We start from the raw sequence: 22,796 nt of genomic DNA, 5'->3' as shown, positions 1-22,796 counted from the left end.
ACCAGCCGCGTCCACAGCGCCGTCGGTCACGCCCGCCCGCACACCCCGGGGGCCGTCCGATGAGGGTTCTGCTGATCGGAGCCAACGGGTACATCGGCCGCTTCGTCGCCGACCGCCTGCTCGCCGACCCGGCCGTCCAGCTCACCGCGCTCGGCCGCGGCGACGACGCCGACGTCCGCTTCGACCTCGCCAGCGGCAGCCCCGGCGCACTCACCCGCTTCCTCGACGCCGTGCACCCCGGAGTGGTCGTCAACTGCGCCGGCGCCATCCGTGGCGGTGCCCGCGAACTCACCCGGCACAACACCGTGGCCGTCGCCACCGTCTGCGAGGCCCTGCGCCGCAGCGGCTGCGGCGCCCGGCTGGTCCAGATCGGGTGCAGCGCCGAGTACGGGCCGAGCCAGCCCGGCTCCTCCACGGCCGAGGACGCCGTACCACGCCCCGGCGGCCCGTACGGCGTCAGCAAGCTCGCCGCGACCGAACTGGTCCTCGGCTCCGGCCTGGACGCCGTCGTGCTGCGCATCTTCTCCCCGGCCGGCCCCGGCACCCCCGCCGGCTCCCCGCTGGGGCGCCTCGCCGAGGCGATGCGGCGGGCCATGCAGTCCGGCGACGGCGAACTCAAACTCGGCGGTCTCGGCGTCCAGCGCGACTTCGTCGACGTACGCGACGTCGCCCGCGCCGTGCACGCGGCCTCGCTCTCCGCCGCGCAGGGCGTCATCAACATCGGCTCGGGCCGCGCCGTCCGTCTGCGCGACGCCGCCGCCGTCCTCGCCCGCGTGGCCGGATACGGCGGCGCGCTGCACGAACTCGACGCCCCGCCCGGTCCGCTGCGCAGCGCCATCGGCCACCCCCGCGCCGACTCCGACCACGCGGCCCCGATGGCGTACCCGTACCCGGACGGCTGCGGCAGCTGGCAGCAGGCCGATGTGCGCACCGCGCGCGACCGGCTCGGCTGGCGGCCCCGTATCAACCTCGAAGAATCCCTGGCCGACATCTGGATGGAGGCGGCATGCCGCATCTGACCAGCACCACAGCAGGCGCCACGAGCACCGGCCTGCGCACCGCCCTCGGCGTCCCCGGTTACGCCCACCCGCTGGTCGCCCCCGCCCAGTGGGCCGAACTCGCCCGCCCAGGCACCCCACTGGACTGGGTGGTCCTCGACGTGGCCGCCGGCCCCGGCGCCCGCCCGGACCCGCACTGTCTGGAGGCCGCGGGCCGGCTGCGGGGCGCGGGCGTCCGCGTCCTCGGTCACCTGGACCTCACCCACGGCGCCCGTGCCTTCGCCGACCTGCTCTCCGACGCCCACCGCTACCTCGACTGGTACCGGGTCGACGGCTTCCTGCTGGACCGCTGCCCCACCGACCGCACCGAGCTCCCCGAGGTTCGCCGTGCGATCACCACACTCCGGGCGATCAGTGACCCGGCCCACATCGTCCTCGGCCACGGCAGCCATCCGCATCCCGGGTACGCGGAGAACGCCGACCAACTGGTGACCTTCTCCGGTCCCTGGTCCGAATACCGCTGGTCGCAGGTCGCCGAGTGGACCGCCGACTATCCGCCGGACCGCTTTTGCCACTTCGTGCACGGCGTGCCCCGTGGGCACCTGGAGGAGGCGCTGCGCATCGCCCGCTGGCAGGGGGCCGCGACGATCTACTTCACCGACCGCACGGACCGCGGCGGGCGCGCCGACCCGTGGGAGACCATGCCCGGCTACTGGGACGACCTCGTCTCGAGTATCGGAACAGGTGTCTCGGAATGAAGAAGGCCGTGGCAGTGTTACAGGGAGAACAACTGTAGTGATTGACCGACCAACGGAGTCCCCGTGTCGCTGCCACCCCTGGTTGAGCCAGCATCTGAGCTCACCGTAGACGAGGTCCGCAGGTACTCCCGCCACCTGATCATCCCCGACGTGGGCATGGACGGGCAGAAGCGGCTGAAGAACGCCAAGGTGCTCTGCGTGGGCGCCGGCGGCCTGGGCTCGCCGGCGCTGATGTACCTGGCCGCCGCGGGCGTGGGCACCCTCGGCATCGTGGAGTTCGACGAGGTCGACGAGTCGAACCTGCAGCGCCAGATCATCCACAGCCAGTCCGACATCGGCCGCTCCAAGGCCGAGTCCGCCCGTGACACCGTCAAGGGCATCAACCCGTACGTGAACGTGATCCTTCACGAGGAGCGGCTGGAAGCCGACAACGTGATGGACATCTTCAGCCAGTACGACCTGATCGTCGACGGCACGGACAACTTCGCGACCCGCTACCTGGTCAACGACGCGTGCGTGCTGCTGAACAAGCCGTACGTGTGGGGTTCGATCTACCGCTTCGACGGCCAGGCCTCCGTCTTCTGGTCGGAGCACGGCCCCTGCTACCGGTGCCTGTACCCGGAGCCCCCGCCCCCCGGCATGGTTCCCTCCTGCGCCGAGGGCGGCGTCCTGGGCGTGCTGTGCGCGTCCATCGGCTCCATCCAGGTCAACGAGGCCATCAAGCTCCTCGCGGGCATCGGCGAGCCCCTGGTCGGCCGCCTGATGATCTACGACGCCCTGGAGATGACGTACCGTCAGGTCAAGGTCCGCAAGGACCCGAACTGCGCGGTCTGCGGCGAGAACCCGACCGTCACCGAGCTCATCGACTACGAGGCGTTCTGCGGCGTCGTGTCCGAGGAGGCCCAGGCGGCGGCCGCCGACTCCACGATCACTCCGAAGCAGCTCAAGGAGTGGATCGACGACGGCGAGAACATCGAGATCATCGACGTCCGCGAGCCGAACGAGTACGAGATCGTCTCCATCCCGGGCGCCAGGCTGATCCCGAAGAACGAGTTCCTCATGGGCACCGCCCTGGAGGGCCTCCCGCAGGACAAGAAGATCGTCCTGCACTGCAAGACGGGTGTCCGCAGTGCGGAAGTCCTCGCCGTTCTGAAGTCCGCCGGCTTCGCCGACGCCGTGCACGTCGGCGGCGGCGTCATCGGCTGGGTCAACCAGATCGAACCGCACAAGCCGGTCTACTGATCACCGGTCCGGCTGACCAGCTGGACCGCAGAGGCCCACGGCTCTGAGCTGCTCGGATGCCGTGGGCTTCGTTCGTCGTCGGTCGGCGTCGGGTGATCTCGGACGGCCTGGAGTCAGGGCGGGCAGGCCCGTCGTCGGAGCCGGCGGGGGAGCCGCCCTCGTCCCCTTAGCCTCGCCGCCCCCGTGCCCCCTCCCGCGGCCGCACAGGAATCCCCTCATACGTGCCCCCCTGACAGGCCCGTCGCGTCGTGCCGCGCCGGGCGTTCAGGCCATGGTAGGGACTCCGAGCCGCGCCCGTGACAGCCTGTGGATAACCATCTGACCAGCGGTTTCTTCGAGGTCGCGGGGGTTTTCGGGACGCGCCTTCGGGTGTTTCAGGAGCACACCGTGTCGACCTTCGGCTCCGTCCCGTCCAGCAGGTAGCCGTTCACCGCGCCCTGCACGCACTTGTTCTTGCTGTCGTACGCGCCGTGCCCCTGGCCCTTGTACGTCAGCTCGACGGCGACGCCCTTGCCGAGCGCGTCCACCATCTTCTTCGCCCCTTCGTACGGCGTGGCCGGGTCGCCGGTGTTGCCGACGACGAGGATGGGCGCCGAGCCGGGGGCGCTGACGTCGGGGTGGTCGGCGGCGCCCGCCACGGGCCAGTCGGTACAGCTGACCATGCCCCAGGCCAGGTAGTCCCCGAACAGTGGAGAGGCGGCACGGAACTCGGGCAGCTTCCCCAGGACGTAGTCGACCGTGTACCGCGGCTTCTCGTCGGCGCAGTTGATGGCGATGTTCGCCGCGGTGATGTTGCTGTACTGGCCGTCCTCGCTGCGGCCGTTCATCGAGTCGGACAACAGCATGAGGACCCTGCCGTCGCCGGCGTACGCCTGCTCGAGGCCCTCGGTGAGGTACTCCCAGAAGTCCTTGGAGTACAGGGACTGGGCGATGCCGTTCGTCGCGACGGTCTGGGTGAGCTGACGCGGTGCGATGCCGGGGATCGGCTTCTTCTCCAGGTCGTTCAGCAGTTTCGCGATGCGGTTCTTCACGTCCTGCGCGGTGTTGCCGATCGGGCATTCCGTGGTCTTCGAGGTGCAGTCCTCGGCGAAGTTGTCGAGGGCCAGCTGGAATCCCTTGGCCTGCCCGAGTGCGCTTTCTTCGGGATTCTGCGTGGGGTCGACGACGGCGTCGAACACGGCCCGGCCGACGTTCTTCGGGAACAGGTGGGCGTACACGCCGCCGAGTTGGGTGCCGTACGAGATGCCGAAGTAGTGCAGCTTGTCGTCGCCGAGGACCTGGCGCATCAGGTCCATGTCGCGGGCCGCGTCCGTGGTCGCCACGTACGGCAGGATCTTCTTGGAGTTCTTCTCGCAGGCCTCGTTGAACTGCTTGGTGCGGTTCAGCAACTGGGCGCGCTCGGGGCTGTCGTCGGGTGTCGCGTCCTGCTGGAAGTACGAGTCCAGCTCCGAGTCGCTCTCGCACTTCACCGGCGCGCTGCGGCCGACCCCGCGCGGGTCGAAGCTCACCAGGTCGTAGCGGGTGCGCAGGGCGGCGTAGTCCGAGCCGAAGGCGGGCAGCGTGTTCACGCCGCTGCCGCCGGGGCCGCCGAAGTTGAACACGAGCGAGCCGATCCGCTTGCTCGCGGGGCCGCTGGCCCTGGCGCGGATCAGGGCGATGCCGATGGTGTCGCCCTTGGGTTTGCTCCAGTCCAGGGGCGCCTTCATGGTGGCGCACTGCCATGTGCCGCCGTTGGGCAGCGGCGAGGGGGCGCTGCCGCCGCCCTCGGCCTGGGACGGAGCCGGGCAGTCCTTCCAGTCCAGCTTCTGCGTCGTGAGGTCGCCGTCCTTGGTGCCGTCGCTGCACCCGGCCAGCGGAGCGGCCAGCAGCACGGCAGTGGTCGCCAGGGCGGCGGCGCGCAGCCGGGAGGGGTTCGCCATGCTCCCATCGTGGGGGCGTGCACGCCGGTGCGCGCGGGGCGCGGGCCGTACGAGGTATGCGCAGCCCGAGTCCTTACAGCGCCCCCTTGCGGGTGAGGTGGTTGAAGGCCAGCCAGCCCGGCAGCACCGGTAGCCACAGCGTCAGCAGGCGGTACAGCAGGACGGCCGGGGCGGCGACCTCTTTGGGCAGGCCGAAGGCGATCAGACCGAGGGTGAGGCTCGCCTCCACCGCGCCCACGCCGCCCGGGGTGGGCGCCGCGGACCCGAGCGCGTTGCCGGCGAGGAAGACGACGGCGACGCTGGCGATGCTCAGCGAGGCCGTGCCGCCGCCGAACGCCCGGACGGAGGCGTCCAGGCACATCACGAAGCAGGCCGTCAGCAGGAGCATGCCGCCGATACCGGTGACGAGCTTCTGCGGCCGCTGCAGCACGTCGAGCATGCGGGGCACGACACCGGCGAACAGCGACCTCACGCGCGTGACGACGAATTTCCGCAGGAACGGCACCGAGGTCACCACGAGCACCAGCACCGCCACGGTCAGCAGACCCGCGATGACCGTCCGGGACGGCGACAGCGACGGTGTCTTCTCGGTGCCGGTCAGATAGCCGAAGGACAGCAGCATCAGGATGTGGCAGCCGAGCCCGAACAGCTGCGACGCTCCGACGCTCGCCACCGCGAGGCCGGCGCGTACACCGGCGCGCTGCAGGAAGCGCGTGTTGAGGGCGACACCGCCGACCGCGGCCGGCGCCACGATCTTCACGAAGGACCCGGCGACCTGTGCCGCCACCGCCCTCAGGAACGGCACCCGCTCCGGCACGAACCCCAGCAGCGCCATCGCGGCGGCGACGTAGCTGAGTGCGGAGAACGCCACCGCGGCGACCACCCAGCCCCACTGGGCCTGGGCGAACAGCGTGCCGAACTCGATGTGGGTGAGCTGCGTCAGCAGGTAGTACGCGCCGATCGCACCCGCGATGAAGCTGATGAGGGTGCGCGGCCTCACCCGCTCCAGGCGGGCGGGCTCCACGGGGGCCTGTGGCCTGATCCGCAGCACCTGGTGCCGGATCTGGGTGAGCAGGTCCTCCTCGCGGGCCTCGTCGACCGCTTCGTCGATGGCCCGCCGCTCCGCGCGCTGCTCGGCGCGGACGGTCTTCTTGTCGGGCTTTTCGAGAGCGGGGCGGCCGGTCTCGGGGGCCTCCTCCAGGCGGGCCTGCTTGGCCAGCCGGGACGCCTCCAGGACCGCTTCCCGTTCCCGTTCGGCGCGCTCGCGGGCCAGCCTGCGAAGCGTCGCGCGCGTGGAGCGTGTCAGGGCGATCGGCTGGAGCATCGGCAGACAGTCGGCGACGGCGTCCGGACCGAGCACGCCGACCGCCGAGGCCACGGCCCGCTCGGCGCCCACCCGCAGACCGAGCGTCGTGACCAGCTGCGCCACGTCCATGCGCAGCAGCAGCTCGCCGGCCGCGATCTCGCCGCCGCGCAACTCGGCGAGGATCACCCTGCCGGAACGATCCACCAGAATCGCGTCACCCGCGAGCCTGCGGTGCGCGATGCGCCGCGACTGCAGCGCCTGCACCTGGTGCCAGGTGTTGCGCAGCAGCTCGTCGGTGATCTCCTCGTCGTCCAGCGAGTCCAGCGTGCGCCCGCCGGTGTGCTCGTAGACGAGTATGACGGCGTCGGGGCCGAGTTCGGAGGTCGCGATCAGCTTGGGCGCGTTGGCGCCGGCCGCGATCGCCGCGTACGCCAGGAGGGCCTCCTGCTCCAGCGCCTGGCGCAGCGACTGGAGGCTGGAGCGGGTGGCGAAGCCGCGCAGGGTGAGATTGCGCCACGCCCGGTAGAAGAAGCCCTGTGCCTGCTGTTCCCGGTCCACGACCGTGACGTCCAGCGGGGGGCCGTCCTCCAGGGTGACGAAGTAGCGCCTGCCGCGGTCGCCGTTCTCCGACTCCACGACCTCCTCACGGGCCGCGCTCACGGGATGGAAGCCCACGTGCCTCAGGCCGGCCATGAGCGTCTGCCCGGTGGGGCGGACGTTGGGGGAGCCGACCGCGTACAGCGTGCCGTAGGCGATCGTCCAGCCGATCAGCACCGTCAGGATGATCGAGAACGGGGTCGTGTAGCCCGTGACCAGCATCGAGAACGCGTCGAGCAGCAGCACGATCCACAGCACCGCGCGCCATCTGGGTCTGCGGGACATGCCGACGGCCGTCATATAGGCGATGACGGGGGCCAGATAGCCGTGCACGGGGTCGGTCAGGGCGTGGATGTCGCCCGGTGAGGGCTGGGTGAGCGCCTCCTGGATCGAGCCCGGGGCGGCCCTCGCGACCCACAGGTCGGTCGCGAGGGTCACTCCGTGCGCGAGGACGGCCGCGAGGACGCCGTCGGCGATGCGCAGCCCGTCCCGCTTGATCAGCCGCTCGATCGCGAAGGCGACCGGGACGAGCAGGATCGCGATGCTGGAGGCCAGTCCCGCGAACCTGATCAGGAGGTCGGGGGCCTGCCCGGTGCCCTTGTGGATGTCCTGTTCGAGGCCCGAGGTGGTGCCGTGCGCGAACGCGGCGACGGCGAGCAGTACGACGATGGCGAGCACGCCCACCAGGCACCGCATGAGGTCGGACGGGCGGTGCACGCGCGCGGGGAGCAGCGGTTCGTCGCCCTCCACGGCCTCGGCGTGCGGATCGTCGTCTGCGTCCTGGCCGTGACCGGGAGGCGTGTTCTCCGGGATGTGCGCCCCCTCGGTCCCTGCGCGGTCGTTCTCATGCGTGGGTGGGTCTTCCGCGGGTCCTGCGGCATCGTGCCCACGCGCGCGCGGGCCGTCGTCCTTGCGCGGACCGGACTCTTGCGTGCCGTCGCTCTCGCGCGGACCGGTGTCCGTCCGCCCCGCGCCGCTGTCCTCGCCCGGGCTGCCGGCGGTGTCGGGGCGTGCGGCGGCGTCAGGGGTGCCCGCCGCGCCTTCGGGGTGCACGCCCTGCTGATTCATGGTCTCTTCTTGGTCTCGTATCACCGGTCACCGCCCGCACGATGGTGGCATGCCCCACCGACACCCGCGGGCATCAGGGTGCGGATGCGCGGGCGCACAGTCTGCCGGAAGCGCCGTCCGGGGGCGAGAGGGCCGTGGCGCGCGGTCCGCGCGGCGATGTCGGTGGGGTGCGGCAGGATGGGACGAATGAGCGAGCAGAGCCCTGCCGAGGACACCCGCGAGGAGTACGCGGATGCGCTGCCCGAGTACGCGGAGCGGGTCCTCGAGGTCGCCGAGCGGATTCCGCCGGGACGGGTGATGACGTACGGCGATGTCGCGGAGTGGCTCGAAGAAGGCGGACCGCGCCAGGTCGGACGGGTGATGTCCCTCTACGGGGGAGCCGTCCCGTGGTGGCGTGTGGTGCGTGCCGACGGCGTGCTGCTGCCCGGCCACGAACTGAGCGCGCTCGGCCACTACCGCGCGGAGGGCACGCCGCTGAAGGAGGCGGCCAGGAGTGCCGAGGGGCATCTGCCGCGGCTCGACATGCGGCGGGCCCGATGGGACGGCGGGGCGGGCGCAGGGGGTCACACCTGACAGCTTCCGCCATCGGGCGCCGTCGGGGAGAGCCTGTTGCACGTTCGGGTGACGCGGGGGACATCCGTGGCATGACGTACGTTCGAGAGATGTGGGACTCGCGTGGCGCGAGCGCCGTGAGGGAAGAAGCGGAAGCTCTGCTTCCGCCCGATGCGGCGGCGTAGCGTCAGCTGCACGTGTCCCGTTCACCCCGCGGCCACCGCCTCGCACGCGTGACCGCCCGCCCGCCAGCACAACCACCAGGACCGGCCCATCACGTGAGTTCCTCTTCCTCCACCAGGCGCCTGCCGCACCTTCAGGTGCGGCAGGGAGGTCGTGGCGCTTACCGACTGGTGCGTACCCCGCCGGCCGCCGTGGACCCCCCTCGTCTGGACGCGGCACAGCGCGCCGTGGTTGACCACCGGAGCGGACCCCTCCTCGTCCTCGCCGGCCCAGGCACCGGCAAGACCACCACCCTCGTCGAGTCCGTGGCCGCGCGGATCGCCCGGGGCGCCGACCCGGAGCGCATCCTGGTGCTGACGTTCAGCCGCAAGGCCGCGGTGGACCTGCGCGACCGCATGGCCCTGCGCATCGGCGCCGCCCGCGCGCCCCGGGCCACCACCTTCCACTCGTACTGCTACGCCCTGGTGCGCGCCCACCAGGACAGCGGCCTCTTCACCGAGCCGCTGCGCCTGCTCTCCGGCCCCGAGCAGGACGTCACCGTCCGCGAGCTGCTCGCCGGGCAGCCCGAGCTGGAGCGACTCGGGCTCGCCCATGTGAGCTGGCCCGACGAACTGCGCGCCTGCCTGACCACGCGCGGCTTCGCCGACGAGGTCCGCGCGGTCCTCGCCCGCAGCCGCGAGCTGGGCCTCGCACCCCGGGCGCTGGACGCCTTCGCCCGCCGTACCGGCCGCCCCGACTGGCGCGCCGCCGCCGCGTTCCTCGCCGAGTACCTGGACGTGCTCGACATGCAGGGCGTGATCGACTACACGGAACTGGTCCACCGCGCGGTCCTGCTCGCCCGCCGCCCCGAGAACGCGGCACGGCTCGCCGCCCAGTACGACGCCGTGTACGTCGACGAGTACCAGGACACCGACCCCGCCCAGGTACGCCTGCTGGACGCGCTGGCCGGCGGCGGACACACCCTCGTCGCCTTCGGCGACCCCGACCAGTCGATCTACGCCTTCCGGGGCGCCGACGTGAACGGCATTCTCGACTTCCCGGCGGCCTTCCCCCGCGCGGACGGCCGCCCCGCGCCCGTCGAGGTGCTGCGCGCCTCCCGCCGCTCCGGCGCCGTCCTCCTGGCCGCCACCCGGCTGATCACCCGGCGCATGCCGCTGCCCCGGCTGCCCGCCGACAAGGTGCGCGCCCACCGCGAGCCCACCGCCGCACGGGACGGCGGCCGCGTCGAGGTCTACACGTACCCGACGGCCGGCACGGAACTGGACAACATCGCGGACATCCTGCGCCGCGCGCATCTGGAGGACGGCGTCGCCTGGAGCGACATGGCCGTCCTGGTCCGGGCCGGCTCCCGCGCCCTGCCGACCCTCCGCCGCGCCCTCACCGCGGCCGGCGTCCCGCTGGACATCGACGGCGACGACCTCCCCCTGCGCCATGAACCGGCGGTGGCCCCCCTGCTCACGGCGCTGCGCGCGGTCGCCACGGCGGAAACCCGGCGCCAGGAGGAGAACCCGGCCGCGGGGGCCGAGTCGCCCGCCGCCACGAAAGGAGCCGACGCTCCGGAAGCCGGGGCCGAAGCGGAAGGCCCTGAGGACGCCGGGGAGCAGACCGCGGACGCTGCCGAGCAGATCACCGACGCCACCTCCTGGCTCGACACCGAGACCGCGCTCACCCTGCTCGCCTCCCCCCTCGCCGGCATGGACCCGGCCGACCTGCGCCGCCTCGGGCGCGCCCTGCGCGAGGAGGAGCGGGCGGCCGGCACCCCCGTGCCGCCCCCCTCCGACGTCCTGCTCGCCCGCGCACTCGCCGAACCCGAGCGCCTCGCCGTGCACGACCCGGCGTACGCGCGCGGGGCGCAGCGCCTCGGCGCGCTGCTCCGCGAGGCCCGCGAGCGTCTCGCGGGCGGCGGTACGGCCGAGGAGGCGCTGTGGGACCTGTGGGAGGGCACCCCGTGGCCCGCCCGCCTGGAGCGTGCCGCCCGGCGCGGCGGCGCGGCCGGCCGCAACGCCGACCGGGACCTCGACGCCGTGTGCGCGCTCTTCGCCACGGCCGCGCGCGCCGAGGAGCGCACCGGAGGCCGGGGCGCCCTGAACTTCCTCGAGGAGATCGAGGCCGAGGACATCGCCGCCGACACGCTCACCCGCCGCGCGGTACGCCCCGACGCCGTCCGCCTGATGACCGCGCACCGTTCCAAGGGCCTGGAGTGGCGGCTGGTCGTCGTCGCCGGCGTCCAGGAGGGCCTGTGGCCCGACCTGCGCCGCCGCGGCTCCCTGCTGGAGGCCGACCGCATCGGCCGCGACGGACTCGCCGAACCGCTCACCCCGGGCGCACTGCTCGCCGAGGAACGCCGGCTCTTCTACGTGGCCGCCACGCGCGCGCGTGAGCGCCTCGTCGTCACCGCCGTGAAGGCACCGGCCGACGACGGCGACCAGCCCTCCCGCTTCCTGACCGAACTCGGCGTGGAGCCCCGCGACGTCACCGGACGCCCCCGCCGCCCGCTGTCCGTGGCCGCGCTTGTCGCCGAGCTGCGCGCCACCACGGTCGACCCGCGCGTGTCCGCCGCCCTGCGCGAGGCCGCCGCCCGCCGTCTGGCCCGGCTCGCCGCCCTCGCCGACGAGGACGGCCGTCCGCTGGTGCCCTCGGCGCACCCCTACCGCTGGTGGGGCATGTACGACCCGACCGAGAGCAAGGTGCCGCTGCGCCACCGCGACCGGCCGGTCGTGCTCTCCGGCAGCGCCCTCGACCAGCTCGCCCACACCTGTGCCCTCCAGTGGTTCCTCGGCCGCGAGGTGAAGGCCGACGCCCCGGCCACCACCGCGCAGGGCTTCGGCAACGTCGTCCACGTCCTCGCCGACGAGGTCGCCTCCGGCACCACCGCGGCCGACCTCGACGTCCTCATGGAGCGTCTGGACTCGGTGTGGAACGCGCTCGCCTTCGACGCGCCCTGGAAGTCGCGTCAGGAGAGGGACAACGCGCGCGTGGCGCTCGAACGGTTCCTGAACTGGCATGTGCTGGACCGCACCGGGCGCACCCCGGTGACCAGCGAGCAGGACTTCGACGTCACCCTCGAAGCGGGCGACTACCAGGTCCGCATCCGCGGCCAGATGGACCGCGTGGAGACGGACGGCGAGGGCCGCGCCTACGTGGTGGACTTCAAGACCGGCAAACAGGCACCCAGCGCCGCCGAGGTGGCCCGCCATCCCCAGCTCGCCGTCTACCAGCTCGCCGTCCAGGAAGGCGCCGTCGACGAGGCCTTCGACGGCGTGCGCCCCGAACCCGGCGGCGCCGAACTGGTGCACCTCAGGCAGGGCGCCGCCAGGCGCGACGGCGGCGACGACCTGCCCAAGGTGCAGTCGCAGGAGCCGCTGTCGGGGGAGTGGGTCGGAGAGCTGCTGGCCACCGCCGCGGGCAAGGTCCTCGACGAGCGGTTCGCGCCGACCACCGGCCAGCACTGCACGCACTGCGCGTTCCGCGCGTCGTGCAGCGCCCGGCCCGAGGGGCGGCACGTGGTCGACTGAGCCGGACGCCCGGGAGTGACGTACCGCACCACAGGCGCTGACCTGCGTCTCTTCCTCCCCGGAGGGCCGATCGGCGCTCGACTGTCAGTGCTCGCCGCTAGCCTTGCCCGACATGCCCGCCCGTATCACAGACCCCGCGCAGCTCAAAGAGCTCCTCGGCATCCCGTTCACCCCGGAGCAGACGGCCTGCATCACCGCGCCGCCCGCCCCGCAGGTGATCGTGGCCGGCGCCGGGTCGGGCAAGACCACCGTGATGGCCGCCCGCGTGGTCTGGCTGGTCGGCACCGGCCAGGTCGCCCCCGAACAGGTCCTCGGGCTGACCTTCACCAACAAGGCCGCAGGCGAGCTGGCCGAACGCGTCCGCAAGGCGCTGATCAAGGCCGGCGTCACCGACCCGGACGTCATCGACCCGGACAACCCGCCGGGCGAGCCGGTGATCTCGACGTACCACGCCTTCGCCGGCCGCCTCCTCACCGACCACGGCCTGCGCCTCGGCCTGGAACCCACCTCCCGGCTGCTCGCCGACGCCACCCGCTACCAGCTCGCCGCGCGCGTGCTCCGCGAGGCCCCCGGCCCCTACCCCGCGCTGACCCGGTCCTTCGCCGACCTCGTCAGCGATCTGCTCGCCCTCGACTCCGAGCTCGCCGAACACCTCGTAGCCCCCGAGGAACTGCGCGCCTGGGACGCGGACCTGCTGCGCACCCTCCACGACGCCAAGCTCACCAACGCCGATCTGCGCAAGGTCCCCGAGACGGCCGCCGCCCGCCGCGAACTGGCCGACCTCGTCGGGCGCTACCGGGCCGCCAAGCGCGAGCGCGACCTGCTCGACTTCGGCGACCAGATCGCCCTGTCCGCCCGCCTCGCCCGCATCCCCGAGGTGGGCCGGCTGCTGCGCGAGGAGTTCCGCGTGGTGCTCCTGGACGAGTACCAGGACACCTCCGTGGCCCAGCGAGTCCTGCTCGCGGGCCTGTTCGGTGAAGGCACGGGCCACCCGGTCACCGCGGTCGGCGACCCCTGCCAGGCCATCTACGGCTGGCGCGGCGCCTCCGTCGCCAACCTGGACGACTTCCCCGCGCACTTCGCGCACGCCGACGGCCGCCCCGCCACCCGGCAGGCGCTCAGCGAGAACCGCCGCAGCGGCGGCCGCCTCCTCGACCTCGCCAACGGCCTCGCCGAGCCGCTGCGCGCCATGCACGCGGGCGTGGAGGCCCTCCGCCCCGCCCCCGGCGCCGAGTACGACGGGACGGTCCGCTGCGCCCTGCTGCCGACGCACGCGGCGGAGATCGACTGGATCGCCGACTCGATCGCCCATCTCGTGCTCACCGGCACGGCCCCCGGCGAGATCGCCGTACTGTGCCGTACCGCGACCGACTTCGCCGAGATCCAGGGCGCTCTCGTGGCCCGGGACGTCCCCGTCGAGGTGGTCGGCCTGTCCGGACTGCTGCACCTGCCCGAGGTCGCCGACCTCGTCGCCGTCTGCGAGGTCCTGCAGGACCCCGGCGCCAACGCCTCCCTGGTGCGCCTGCTGACCGGACCGCGCTGGCGCATCGGCCCCCGCGATCTCGCTCTGCTGGGCCGCCGCGCCCGCCTGCTCGTGGCCCACGCACGCGTGGACGACCCCGACGACCCCGACCGCCGGCTCGCCGCGGCCGTCGAAGGCGTCGACCCGGCCGAGGTGACCTCGCTCGCGGACGCCCTCGACAGTTTCCTCGAATCACCGATGGAAGGAGACGTCGAGGAGGGCGCTGACGACGGGCTGCCGTTCTCGCCGGACGCGCGCGTGCGCTTCGCGCGCCTGGCCGCCGAACTGCGCGATCTGCGCCGCTCGCTGTCCGACCCGCTGATGGACGTCCTGCACCGCGTCCTCGCCGTCACCGGTCTGGAGGTGGAGCTGTCGGCGTCCCCGCACGCGCTGGCCGCCCGCCGCCGCGAGACCCTGTCCAACTTCCTGGACACAGCCGCCTCCTTCGCGGCGAGCGACGGCGAGGCCACCCTGCTCGCCTTCCTCGCCTTCCTGCGCACCGCCGCGCAGTACGAGAAGGGCCTCGACAACGCCCTGCCGGGCGGCGAGAACACCGTCAAGGTGCTCACCGCCCACAAGTCCAAGGGCCTGGAATGGGACGTCGTGGCCGTGCCCGGGCTCGTCAGGGGCACCTTCCCCAGCGCACAGGGGCGCGAGAAGTGGACGGCGCAGGCCAAGGTGGTGCCGCACGCCCTGCGCGGCGACACCGACACCCTGCCCGACATCGACAGCTGGGACGCGCGCGGCATGAAGGCCTTCCACGAGGCCATGAAGGACCACCAGCACACCGAGGAGCTCCGCCTCGGCTACGTCACCTTCACCCGCCCCCGCTCCCTGCTGCTCGGCTCCGGCCACTGGTGGGGACCCAGCCAGAAGAGGAAACGCGGCCCCTCCGACTTCCTCCGGGCCCTCCACGACCACTGCGCCGCCGGACACGGCGAGATCGAGGCATGGGCGGAGGAGCCCGCCGAGGACGAGGAGAACCCCGTGCTGCACACGGCCGGCGCCGACCAGGTGTGGCCGCTTCCCCTCGACGCCGCCGCCCTGGCCCGCCGCCGCGCGGCCGCCGAGACCGTCCTCGCCCACCTGGACACCCTCGCCGCCCAGGACACCGGCCGGCCGCCGGCCGTCCACGACCCCGCCGCCCCCGACGACCCGGACTGGCCCCCGCCCCCGGACGACGACCCCTTCGGCGACGAGGAACCGCCGTACGACGCGGACGCCGCCTTCGCGGACGACCCCGCCGACCGGGATGTCCGGGACACCGACCGAGCCGAGGGGCGCGCCGGCCGGCGGCCCACGGTCCCGCACCAGGCGCCCGCCCCGCAGCACCGCCCCGCCGAGCCGCAGCGCTCCAGCGATCTCACCCCCGAGGAGGCCCGCACCATCGCCTCCTGGGACCGCGATCTGGACGCACTCACCGGAGAGCTGCTGCGCGCCCGGCGGGCCGTCACCGACGTCCCGCTGCCCGCCACGCTCACCGCCTCCCAGCTGCTGCGCCTGGCCGAGGACCCGGACGGGCTCGCGCAGGAACTCGCGCGCCCCATGCCGCGCCCCCCGCAACCTGCCGCGCGCCGGGGCACCCGGTTCCACGCATGGGTGGAAGCCCGCTTCGAGGAGCTGACGCTGCCCCTGCTGGAACCGGACGAGCTGCCCGGCACCGACGCGGAGATCGCCGACGAGAACGATCTGGAAGCGCTCAAGGAGGCCTTCGAACGCAGCGAGTACGCCCGCCGCACCCCCTACCGGGTCGAGGCCCCCTTCCAGCTCACCCTCGCCGGCCGCGTCGTACGCGGCCGCATCGACGCCGTCTACAAGCACGGCGACGGCGACGGGGCGACGTACGAGATCGTCGACTGGAAGACCAGCCGCACCCGCACCGCCGACCCGCTGCAACTCGCCGTGTACCGGCTGGCCTGGGCCGAGCAGCAGGGCGTGCCCCCCGAAGCGGTCACGGCCGCCTTCCTGTACGTGCGCAGCGGCGAGGTCGTACGGCCGCGGGACCTGCCGGACCGGGCCGCACTGGAACGCCTCCTCACGGAAGACGCCGAAGTGGCGCAGGAGACGACCTGAGTGTGACCAACCGCCCGCCGAGGTTGTCGGTGCGGGCCGATAGGCTCGTGAGCATGAGCCAGACCCCGGACAGCGCCGTCCGCACGTACATCGAGCAGCACCGCGCCGCCTTCCTCGACGACCTCGCCGCATGGCTGCGCATCCCCTCCGTGTCGGCCCAGCCCGTCCACGCGGCCGACGTACGGCGCAGCGCCGACTGGCTCGCCGCCAAACTGAAGGAGACCGGCTTCCCGACCGCCGAGGTCTGGCCGACCCCCGGTGCCCCCGCCGTCTTCGCCGAGTGGCCCTCGGGCGACCCCGAGGCCCCCACCGTGCTCGTCTACGGCCACCACGACGTGCAGCCCGCCGCCCGCGAGGACGGCTGGGACAGCGACCCCTTCGAGCCGGTCGTCCGCGGAAACCGGCTCCACGCGCGCGGAGCGGCCGACGACAAGGGCCAGGTGTTCTTCCACACACTCGGCGTCCGCGCCCACCTCGCCGCCACCGGCCGCACCGCCCCCGCGGTCAACCTGAAGCTGCTGATCGAGGGCGAGGAGGAGTCCGGCTCCCCGCACTTCCGGGCCCTGGTCGAGGAACACGCGGGGCGACTCGCCGCCGACGCCGTGATCGTCTCTGACACCGGCATGTGGTCCGAGGACACCCCCACCGTCTGCACGGGCATGCGCGGCCTCGCCGAGTGCGAGATCCGGCTGTACGGCCCCGACCAGGACATCCACTCCGGTTCCTTCGGCGGCGCCGTGCCCAACCCGGCCACCGCGGCCGCCCGCCTGGTCGCCGCCCTGCACGACGAGGACGCGCGCGTGGCGATCCCCGGCTTCTACGACGGCATCGTGGAGCTGGCCGACCACGAGCGCGAGCTGTTCGCCGAGCTGCCCTTCGACGAGCGGCGCTGGCTGGACACCGCCAAGTCCCGCGCCCCCCACGGCGAGGCGGGCTACAGCACCCTCGAACGCATCTGGGCCCGCCCGACCGCCGAGGTCAACGGCATCGGCGGCGGCTACCAGGGCCCCGGCAGCAAGACGATCATCCCGTCCTCGGCCATGGTGAAGCTGTCCTTCCGGATGGTCGCCGGCCAGGACCCCGACCACATCGAGAAGGCCGTGCGGGCTTGGGCCGAGACACAGGTGCCCGCCGGAATCCGGCACGAGATCGGCTTCGGCGCGGCCACGCGCCCGTGCCTGACCCCGCTCGACCACCCCGCGCTGCAGTCCGTGGTCCGCGCCATGGGCCGGGCCTTCGAGAAGCCCATCCGCTTCACCCGTGAGGGCGGCTCCGGACCCGCCGCCGACCTGCAGGAAGTCCTCGGCGCCCCGGTGCTCTTCCTGGGCATCTCAGTCCCCTCCGACGGCTGGCACGCCCCGAACGAGAAGGTCGAGCTGGACCTTCTCCTCAAGGGCGTCGAGACCAGCGCCTATCTGTGGGGTGACCTGGCCGAGCACTGGCGCCCCACGACCTGACCGGCGGGCGCCGTACGGAAGGGCGCGGCGCGCGGGGCACACTGGAGGAACCGCCCCGCCCGCCCCGCCCGCGCCCGACCCGGTGCCTCCGCCGTACGCCCCGCCGAACCGCCCGTCGAACGAACCGCTGCACTGGGGGAGTTGGAAGCACCCGTGACCACCTGGACCGACGACACAGCCGATCGACCCATCTCGCTCACCGCGCCGAGCGGCATCGACCGCGCCGCCCACCACCGGCTCGACGAGGCCTGGCTCGCGGCGGCGTGGAGCCACCCCACGACCCGCTGCTTCGTGGTCTCCGGCGGCCAGGTCCTCATCGACGAGACGCCGGACGGCCGGACCGAGCTCGTCATGACCCCCTCCTTCGAGGCCCCGCTCACCGAGGCGCACCGCTACTTCCTCGGCATCGACGAGGACGGAGTGAGCTACTTCGCGCTCCAGAAGGACGCGCTCCCGGGCCGTATCGACCAGTCCGCGCGTCCCGCGGGGCTGCGGGAGGCCGGCCTGCTGCTCTCACCGCGCGACGTCGGGCTCATGGTGCACGCGGTCGGGCTGGAGAACTGGCAGCGCACCCACCGCTTCTGCTCCCGCTGCGGCGAACGCACGGTCATCGCCGCCGCCGGCCACATCCGCCGCTGCCCGGCCTGCGGCGCCGAGCACTACCCGCGCACCGACCCTGCCGTGATCATGGCCGTGACCGATGCGGAGGACCGCATCCTGCTGGGCCGCCAGGTCCACTGGCCCGAGGGCCGCTTCTCCACGCTCGCCGGCTTCGTCGAACCAGGCGAGTCCATCGAGCAGGCGGTGCGCCGCGAGGTGTCCGAGGAGGTCGGGGTCACCGTCGGCCCCGTGGAGTACGTGGCCAGCCAGCCCTGGCCCTTCCCGTCCAGCCTGATGCTCGGTTTCATGGCCCGCGCCACCTCGACCGAGATCGACGTCGACGGCGACGAGATCCATGAGGCCCGCTGGTTCTCCCGCGAGGAACTCCACGACGCCTTCGAGTCCGGCGAGGTGCTGCCGCCCTACGGCATCTCCATCGCGGCCCGCCTGATCGAGATGTGGTACGGCAAGCCGCTGCCGACGCGCAGCTTCGTCTGAGGTCTCCCCGGTGGCGGGCGACCCGCACTGAAACCGCAACGTCCACCCCACACGTCCGTACCGGCCGCCGTGCCCGACGGCTGCCGTACGGCTCTGTGCTCGGCTGCGGCGACGGCCTGCCGGCCCGCGGCCCGGGCGCAGGCCGTGACCGGTGAGGACCGCTCGCCGGAGATGGTCCGGCGGGCCCGCGCACGGCGGATGGCGCACATCGCCTTCGTCGAGGCCGACCACCTGGAGCCGGACCGGCGGACGACCACACGTTGCTGGACCGGTTGACCAGCGGCAGCGGGCCGTCGGTGAGCCGCCTGGTACGCGTGGCGGCCGGCGCCGCCCGGTCGGCATGCCCACGGAGTACCCGTCCATGGGCTGGGGCGAGGTCCGCGAGGCCCGCCCACCGCCTGCTGCCGCCACCGGCGCCGCCCGGTCTGGCGCTACGTCGTGCTCTGGGACAAGACACGGCGGGGCGGCCCCTGAAGGAAGGATCAGGGGCCGCCCCTTGCCGTCGTCACCGCGGAAACCCGCGGAGCCTCACGCGGCGAGCTTCTGCTTCACCTGGGCGAGTGACGGGTTCGTCAGCGTCGTACCGTCCGCGAAGAGCACGGTCGGGACCGTCTGGTTTCCGCCATTGGCCTTCTCCACGAAAACGGCGGACTCGGGGTCCTGCTCGATGTTGATCTCGGTGTAGACGATGCCCTCGCGGTCCAGCTGGCTCTTCAGCCGCCGGCAGTAGCCGCACCAAGTCGTGCTGTACATCGTCACAGTGCCCTGCATGTCTCTCGCGCTCCTCAGGCAGCTCGGGAAGTCGTCCAGGGTGGGAACGCACGCGAGCCGCGGGCCATTCCCGCCGGGGGTATCCACAGGTGGCTGTGACGCCTGCCGCATTCATACGACAATCGGTGCCCGCCTGTGGACAACCGGCACGGCAGTCCCGGGCAACCTGGCAGCATGGCGGTGTGACAGCAGCAACGCACTCCACCCTCTTCCCGCAGGCACCGGACTCTGCCGACGCGGTGCTCGAAGGACTCGACCCCGAGCAGCGCGCGGTGGCCACCGCCCTGCACGGCCCGGTGTGCGTCCTGGCCGGAGCGGGCACGGGCAAGACCCGGGCGATCACCCACCGCATCGCCTACGGAGTGCGCGCAGGCATCCTCCAGCCGTCCAGCGTGCTCGCCGTCACCTTCACCAACCGCGCCGCCGGCGAGATGCGCGGCCGACTGCGCCAGCTGGGCGCCCACGGTGTCCAGGCCCGCACCTTCCACTCGGCCGCGCTGCGCCAGCTCCAGTACTTCTGGCCGAAAGCGATCGGTGGCGGCATGCCCCGGCTCGTCGACCGCAAGATCCAACTCGTCGCCGACGCGGCCGCAAGCCTGGGCACCCGGCTCGACCGGGGCGAGCTGCGGGACGTCACCGCCGAGATCGAATGGTCCAAGGTCACCCAGACCATCCCCGCCGACTATCCGTACGCGGCCGCGAAGGCCGGCCGCGAGGCGCCGCGCGACCCCGCCGAGATCGCCCACATCTACGCGGCCTACGAAGACCTCAAACGCGACCGCGCCGTGATCGACTTCGAGGACGTCCTGCTGCTCACCGTCGCCATCCTCCAGGACCGGCACGACATCGCCGACCAGGTCCGAGCCCAGTACCAGCACTTCGTCGTCGACGAATACCAGGACGTCAGCCCCCTGCAGCAGCGGCTGCTGGAGCTGTGGCTCGGCGACCGCGACAACCTGTGCGTGGTCGGCGACGCCAGCCAGACCATCTACTCGTTCACCGGAGCAACCCCCGATCACCTCCTCGACTTCCGCACCCGGCACCCCGGCGCCACGGTCGTCAAACTCGTCCGCGACTACCGCTCCACCCCCCAGGTGGTCCACCTTGCCAACGGCCTGCTCGCCCAGGCCCACGGCCGCGCCGCCGACCACCGGCTGGAACTGGTCTCCCAGCGCGCCCCCGGCCCCGAGCCGGTTCACACCGAGTACACCGACGAGCCCGCCGAGGCCGAAGGTGCCGCCCGCCGCATCCGCGAGCTGATCGACGCTGGCGTCCCCGCCGCCGAGATCGCCGTCCTGTTCCGTACGAACGCCCAGTCCGAGATCTACGAGCAGGCCCTCGCCGACGCCGGCGTCCCCTACCAGCTGCGCGGCGCCGAGCGCTTCTTCGACCGCCCCGAGGTGCGCAAGGCCGGCATCGCCCTGCGCGGCGCTGCCCGCTTCGGCGGCAACGACTCCCTGCTGGACGACGCCGTGGACCTGCCCTCCCAGGTGCGTGCGGTCCTGTCCGGAGAGGGCTGGACCACCCAGCCACCGGCCGGCTCCGGCGCCGTCAGAGAGCGCTGGGAGTCCCTCGCCGCCCTGGTCAACCTCGCCCAGGACCTCGCCGCCGCACGACCCGGCGCCACCCTCGCCGACTTCGTCGCGGAACTCGACGAACGGGCGAACGCCCAGCACGCCCCGACCGTCCAGGGCGTCACCCTCGCCTCCCTGCACGCCGCCAAGGGCCTGGAGTGGGACGTCGTCTTCCTGGTCGGCGTCGCCGAGGGCATGCTGCCCATCACGTACGCCAGAACCGACGACCAGATCGAGGAGGAACGCCGGCTGCTCTACGTCGGCGTCACCCGTGCGCGGGAACGGCTCCACGTTTCCTGGGCCCTGTCCCGCTCCCCGGGCGGCCGCCCGAACCGCCGTCCGAGCCGCTTCCTCGACGGACTGCGTCCCGGCACCACCGCCACCGTCGGCCACCGCGGCACCGGCGGCACCGGAGGCGTCGAGCAGGGGACGGCCGCGGGCACCGCCGTCACTCCCCGGCGCGCCACGCGCACCCCCGCCCGCTGCCGGGTCTGCGGCCGCACGCTCACCGAAGCGGGCGAGATGAAGCTGATGCGCTGCGAGGACTGCCCCTCGGACATGGACGAAGGGCTCTACGAACGACTGCGGGAGTGGCGGTCGGTCCAGGCCACGTGCAGCGGGCAGCCGGACTTCTGCGTCTTCACCGACCGCACCCTCATGGCCATCGCCGAAGCCCGGCCGGAGAGCCCCGCCGAGCTCTCCCGCATCCCCGGCGTCCTCAGCCGCAAGCTGCGCAGCTACGGAACCGACGTTCTGGCCATCTGCGCAGGCCACGACGTCGGGGAAGTCGACGAGAACGACTGATGCGAACTCGTCGGAAAAATAGTTTGCGCATGCCCCGGCAATCCCCATAGGTTCTAGGCACGGAAGCAGCGGCCTTCTCCAAGGCCCCGACTCCGTGATGTACTTGCATATCCGAACGGACTGGCTCACCCCAGTCCCATGAGACGCCGAGAGGAGGCGAGTCCAGTGATCAGCATCAACACCAGCACCATCAGCACGGCCAAACTGACCGATCGCTCGGCCGTCTCCCTGTGCATGCTCGGCGCCTCCCACCAGGGCACCGGTCTGTCCGGCATTCGTGCCGCCCGTCCGGCGTCCTCCCTCGCTCTCGCGGGCCTCCCTGTCCGTGAGAGCAATGAGCGACCGACCAAGGCACTGGAAGCGGTAGCGGCACAGGCGCATGCCTATGCCTTTGCGGCGGCCGGTGCCGGATTCCGGAAGCAGACGACGCAGCACCACCTGATGTGGGCCTTCCGTGGGCCAAAACCCTGGAGTGATCCAGCCTGATCCGATCAGGCCGGCGCCTTCAGGGCCGCGGAACCCCATCCGGGATCCGCGGCCCTTCTGTTTTCCCCGAACGGGGACGACGGAGCGAGGGGGCCTCGGGAAAAGAGAACCCGGTACCAAGCCGACACCCGGTCAACCGGCCGGAACGACCAGACGAGGAAAACCAACCGTGCAACTCGAAGCGCACGCCCCGTCCGTACCGCCTTCGCAAACGATCCCCCCGCCCGGCCTCACGGAGGACTCCACCTTGATCCCCCTCACCGCGCTCACCGCGCTCGACGACGCCATCGAGAACCTCGGCGTACCCGTCCCCTGCCGCTCCTACGACCCGGAGGTCTTCTTCGCCGAGTCGCCCGCGGACGTCGAGTACGCCAAGTCCCTCTGCCGCACCTGCCCGCTGATCGAGGCCTGCCTCGCCGGCGCCAAGGAGCGGCGTGAGCCCTGGGGCGTCTGGGGTGGCGAGCTGTTCGTCCAGGGTGTCGTCGTCGCCCGCAAGCGGCCGCGTGGTCGCCCGCGGAAGAACCCGGTCACGGCATGAACACCGCAGGAACGATCGATCGCCCCCTCACGCACGACCCCAAGAAGCAGGCCCCGATGAAGCCGTCCACCAGCGAGCCCGCAGGCTCCGCGACCTCAGACGTCACCAGCACCGGCGCCACCGAAGCGCGCCAGGACAGGACCCGAGAGATGCAACTCATGCAAGAAGCCCTGGCTCGTGCGCATATGCACGAGCGACTCCATGACGCCGTGCGGGAACGCCGGGCCCTGCGCCTGGTGGTCGCCCAGCGGATGCAGCGCCGGGCCGAGCGTGCCTCGCTGCGCGCCCGCCGGGCGCTCGCCATGGCGGTCATGCAGTAACGATCACACCTGCTG

The 22,796-nt window shown here is 72.6% G+C and carries 16 protein-coding genes; 13 read left to right on the top strand and 3 right to left on the bottom strand.

The window, feature by feature from the left end; all coding sequences use genetic code 11:
* The first annotated feature begins 59 nt into the window (after window positions 1–59).
* From AB0L59_RS36645 to moeZ, 3 genes are all read left to right on the top strand, one after another.
* The gene (locus AB0L59_RS36645) at window positions 60–1,019 is read left to right on the top strand and encodes an NAD-dependent epimerase/dehydratase family protein (RefSeq protein WP_365591110.1); all 960 of its coding nucleotides are present in this window, start codon (window positions 60–62) and stop codon (window positions 1,017–1,019) included.
* Window positions 1,007–1,756 carry a spherulation-specific family 4 protein gene (locus tag AB0L59_RS36640; protein ID WP_365591109.1) on the top strand — a complete coding sequence of 250 codons (750 nt, stop codon included), beginning with the start codon at window positions 1,007–1,009 and terminating at the stop codon, window positions 1,754–1,756. Before AB0L59_RS36645 ends, AB0L59_RS36640 begins: the two co-directional genes overlap by 13 nt.
* Before the next feature lie 63 nt (window positions 1,757–1,819).
* Entirely contained in the window at window positions 1,820–2,998 is a 1,179-nt protein-coding gene (gene moeZ / locus AB0L59_RS36635) for an adenylyltransferase/sulfurtransferase MoeZ (protein WP_365591107.1), read from the top strand.
* A 374-nt stretch (window positions 2,999–3,372) separates the two neighbouring features.
* On the opposite strand, the gene AB0L59_RS36630 is transcribed toward moeZ, so the two are convergent.
* Both AB0L59_RS36630 and AB0L59_RS36625 read right to left on the bottom strand, forming a co-directional pair.
* Complete coding sequence (locus AB0L59_RS36630; protein WP_365591106.1) at window positions 3,373–4,917, bottom strand: alpha/beta hydrolase; 1,545 nt, start codon at window positions 4,915–4,917, stop codon at window positions 3,373–3,375.
* Window positions 4,918–4,990: 73 nt separating this feature from the next.
* Window positions 4,991–7,888 (bottom strand): lysylphosphatidylglycerol synthase domain-containing protein, encoded by a 2,898-nt coding sequence (locus AB0L59_RS36625; RefSeq protein WP_365591104.1) that lies wholly within the window; start codon window positions 7,886–7,888, stop codon window positions 4,991–4,993.
* A gap of 186 nt (window positions 7,889–8,074) precedes the next feature.
* Here AB0L59_RS36625 and AB0L59_RS36620 point away from each other — a divergent pair, with 186 nt between their 5' ends.
* The 6 genes from AB0L59_RS36620 (at window position 8,075) to AB0L59_RS36595 (ending at window position 18,564) form a co-directional block, all read left to right on the top strand.
* Window positions 8,075–8,461 carry an MGMT family protein gene (locus AB0L59_RS36620; protein ID WP_365591103.1) on the top strand — a complete coding sequence of 129 codons (387 nt, stop codon included), beginning with the start codon at window positions 8,075–8,077 and terminating at the stop codon, window positions 8,459–8,461.
* A 257-nt stretch (window positions 8,462–8,718) separates the two neighbouring features.
* Entirely contained in the window at window positions 8,719–12,138 is a 3,420-nt protein-coding gene (locus AB0L59_RS36615; protein WP_365591101.1) for an ATP-dependent DNA helicase, read from the top strand.
* 112 nt (window positions 12,139–12,250) lie between these two features.
* Entirely contained in the window at window positions 12,251–15,733 is a 3,483-nt protein-coding gene (locus AB0L59_RS36610; protein WP_365591099.1) for an ATP-dependent DNA helicase, read from the top strand.
* Window positions 15,734–15,786: 53 nt separating this feature from the next.
* Complete coding sequence (locus AB0L59_RS36605; protein ID WP_365591098.1) at window positions 15,787–17,190, top strand: dipeptidase; 1,404 nt, start codon at window positions 15,787–15,789, stop codon at window positions 17,188–17,190.
* Window positions 17,191–17,343: 153 nt separating this feature from the next.
* Window positions 17,344–18,288 (top strand): NAD(+) diphosphatase, encoded by a 945-nt coding sequence (gene nudC, locus AB0L59_RS36600; RefSeq protein ID WP_365591096.1) that lies wholly within the window; start codon window positions 17,344–17,346, stop codon window positions 18,286–18,288.
* Between the two features lie 144 nt (window positions 18,289–18,432).
* Window positions 18,433–18,564, top strand: coding sequence for a hypothetical protein (locus tag AB0L59_RS36595; RefSeq protein WP_365591095.1), 132 nt, complete (start codon window positions 18,433–18,435; stop codon window positions 18,562–18,564).
* A 252-nt stretch (window positions 18,565–18,816) separates the two neighbouring features.
* Here the strand turns inward: AB0L59_RS36595 and AB0L59_RS36590 are convergent, their stop codons facing one another.
* Window positions 18,817–19,059 (bottom strand): mycoredoxin, encoded by a 243-nt coding sequence (locus AB0L59_RS36590; RefSeq protein ID WP_365591094.1) that lies wholly within the window; start codon window positions 19,057–19,059, stop codon window positions 18,817–18,819.
* A gap of 125 nt (window positions 19,060–19,184) precedes the next feature.
* Here AB0L59_RS36590 and AB0L59_RS36585 point away from each other — a divergent pair, with 125 nt between their 5' ends.
* The 4 genes from AB0L59_RS36585 to AB0L59_RS36570 all read left to right on the top strand — a co-directional run bounded on the left by AB0L59_RS36585 (window position 19,185) and on the right by AB0L59_RS36570 (window position 22,781).
* Window positions 19,185–21,437, top strand: coding sequence for an ATP-dependent DNA helicase UvrD2 (locus AB0L59_RS36585; protein ID WP_365591093.1), 2,253 nt, complete (start codon window positions 19,185–19,187; stop codon window positions 21,435–21,437).
* Between the two features lie 165 nt (window positions 21,438–21,602).
* Window positions 21,603–21,923, top strand: a complete 321-nt coding sequence (locus AB0L59_RS36580) for a hypothetical protein (RefSeq protein WP_365591092.1) — start codon at window positions 21,603–21,605, stop codon at window positions 21,921–21,923.
* A 169-nt stretch (window positions 21,924–22,092) separates the two neighbouring features.
* Window positions 22,093–22,461: a WhiB family transcriptional regulator gene (locus tag AB0L59_RS36575; RefSeq protein ID WP_053664703.1), complete on the top strand. Its 369-nt coding sequence runs from the start codon at window positions 22,093–22,095 to the stop codon at window positions 22,459–22,461.
* A complete protein-coding gene (locus AB0L59_RS36570) occupies window positions 22,458–22,781 on the top strand; it encodes a hypothetical protein (RefSeq protein ID WP_365591090.1) in 324 nt (107 codons plus the stop codon). Before AB0L59_RS36575 ends, AB0L59_RS36570 begins: the two co-directional genes overlap by 4 nt.
* Window positions 22,782–22,796 lie beyond the last annotated feature (15 nt).

The sequence above is a fragment of the Streptomyces sp. NPDC052109 genome (assembly GCF_040680195.1).
GTDB lineage: Bacteria > Actinomycetota > Actinomycetes > Streptomycetales > Streptomycetaceae > Streptomyces.
Note: the sequence above shows the minus strand (reverse complement) of the source record. Positions and strands in the feature narration are given on the sequence as shown.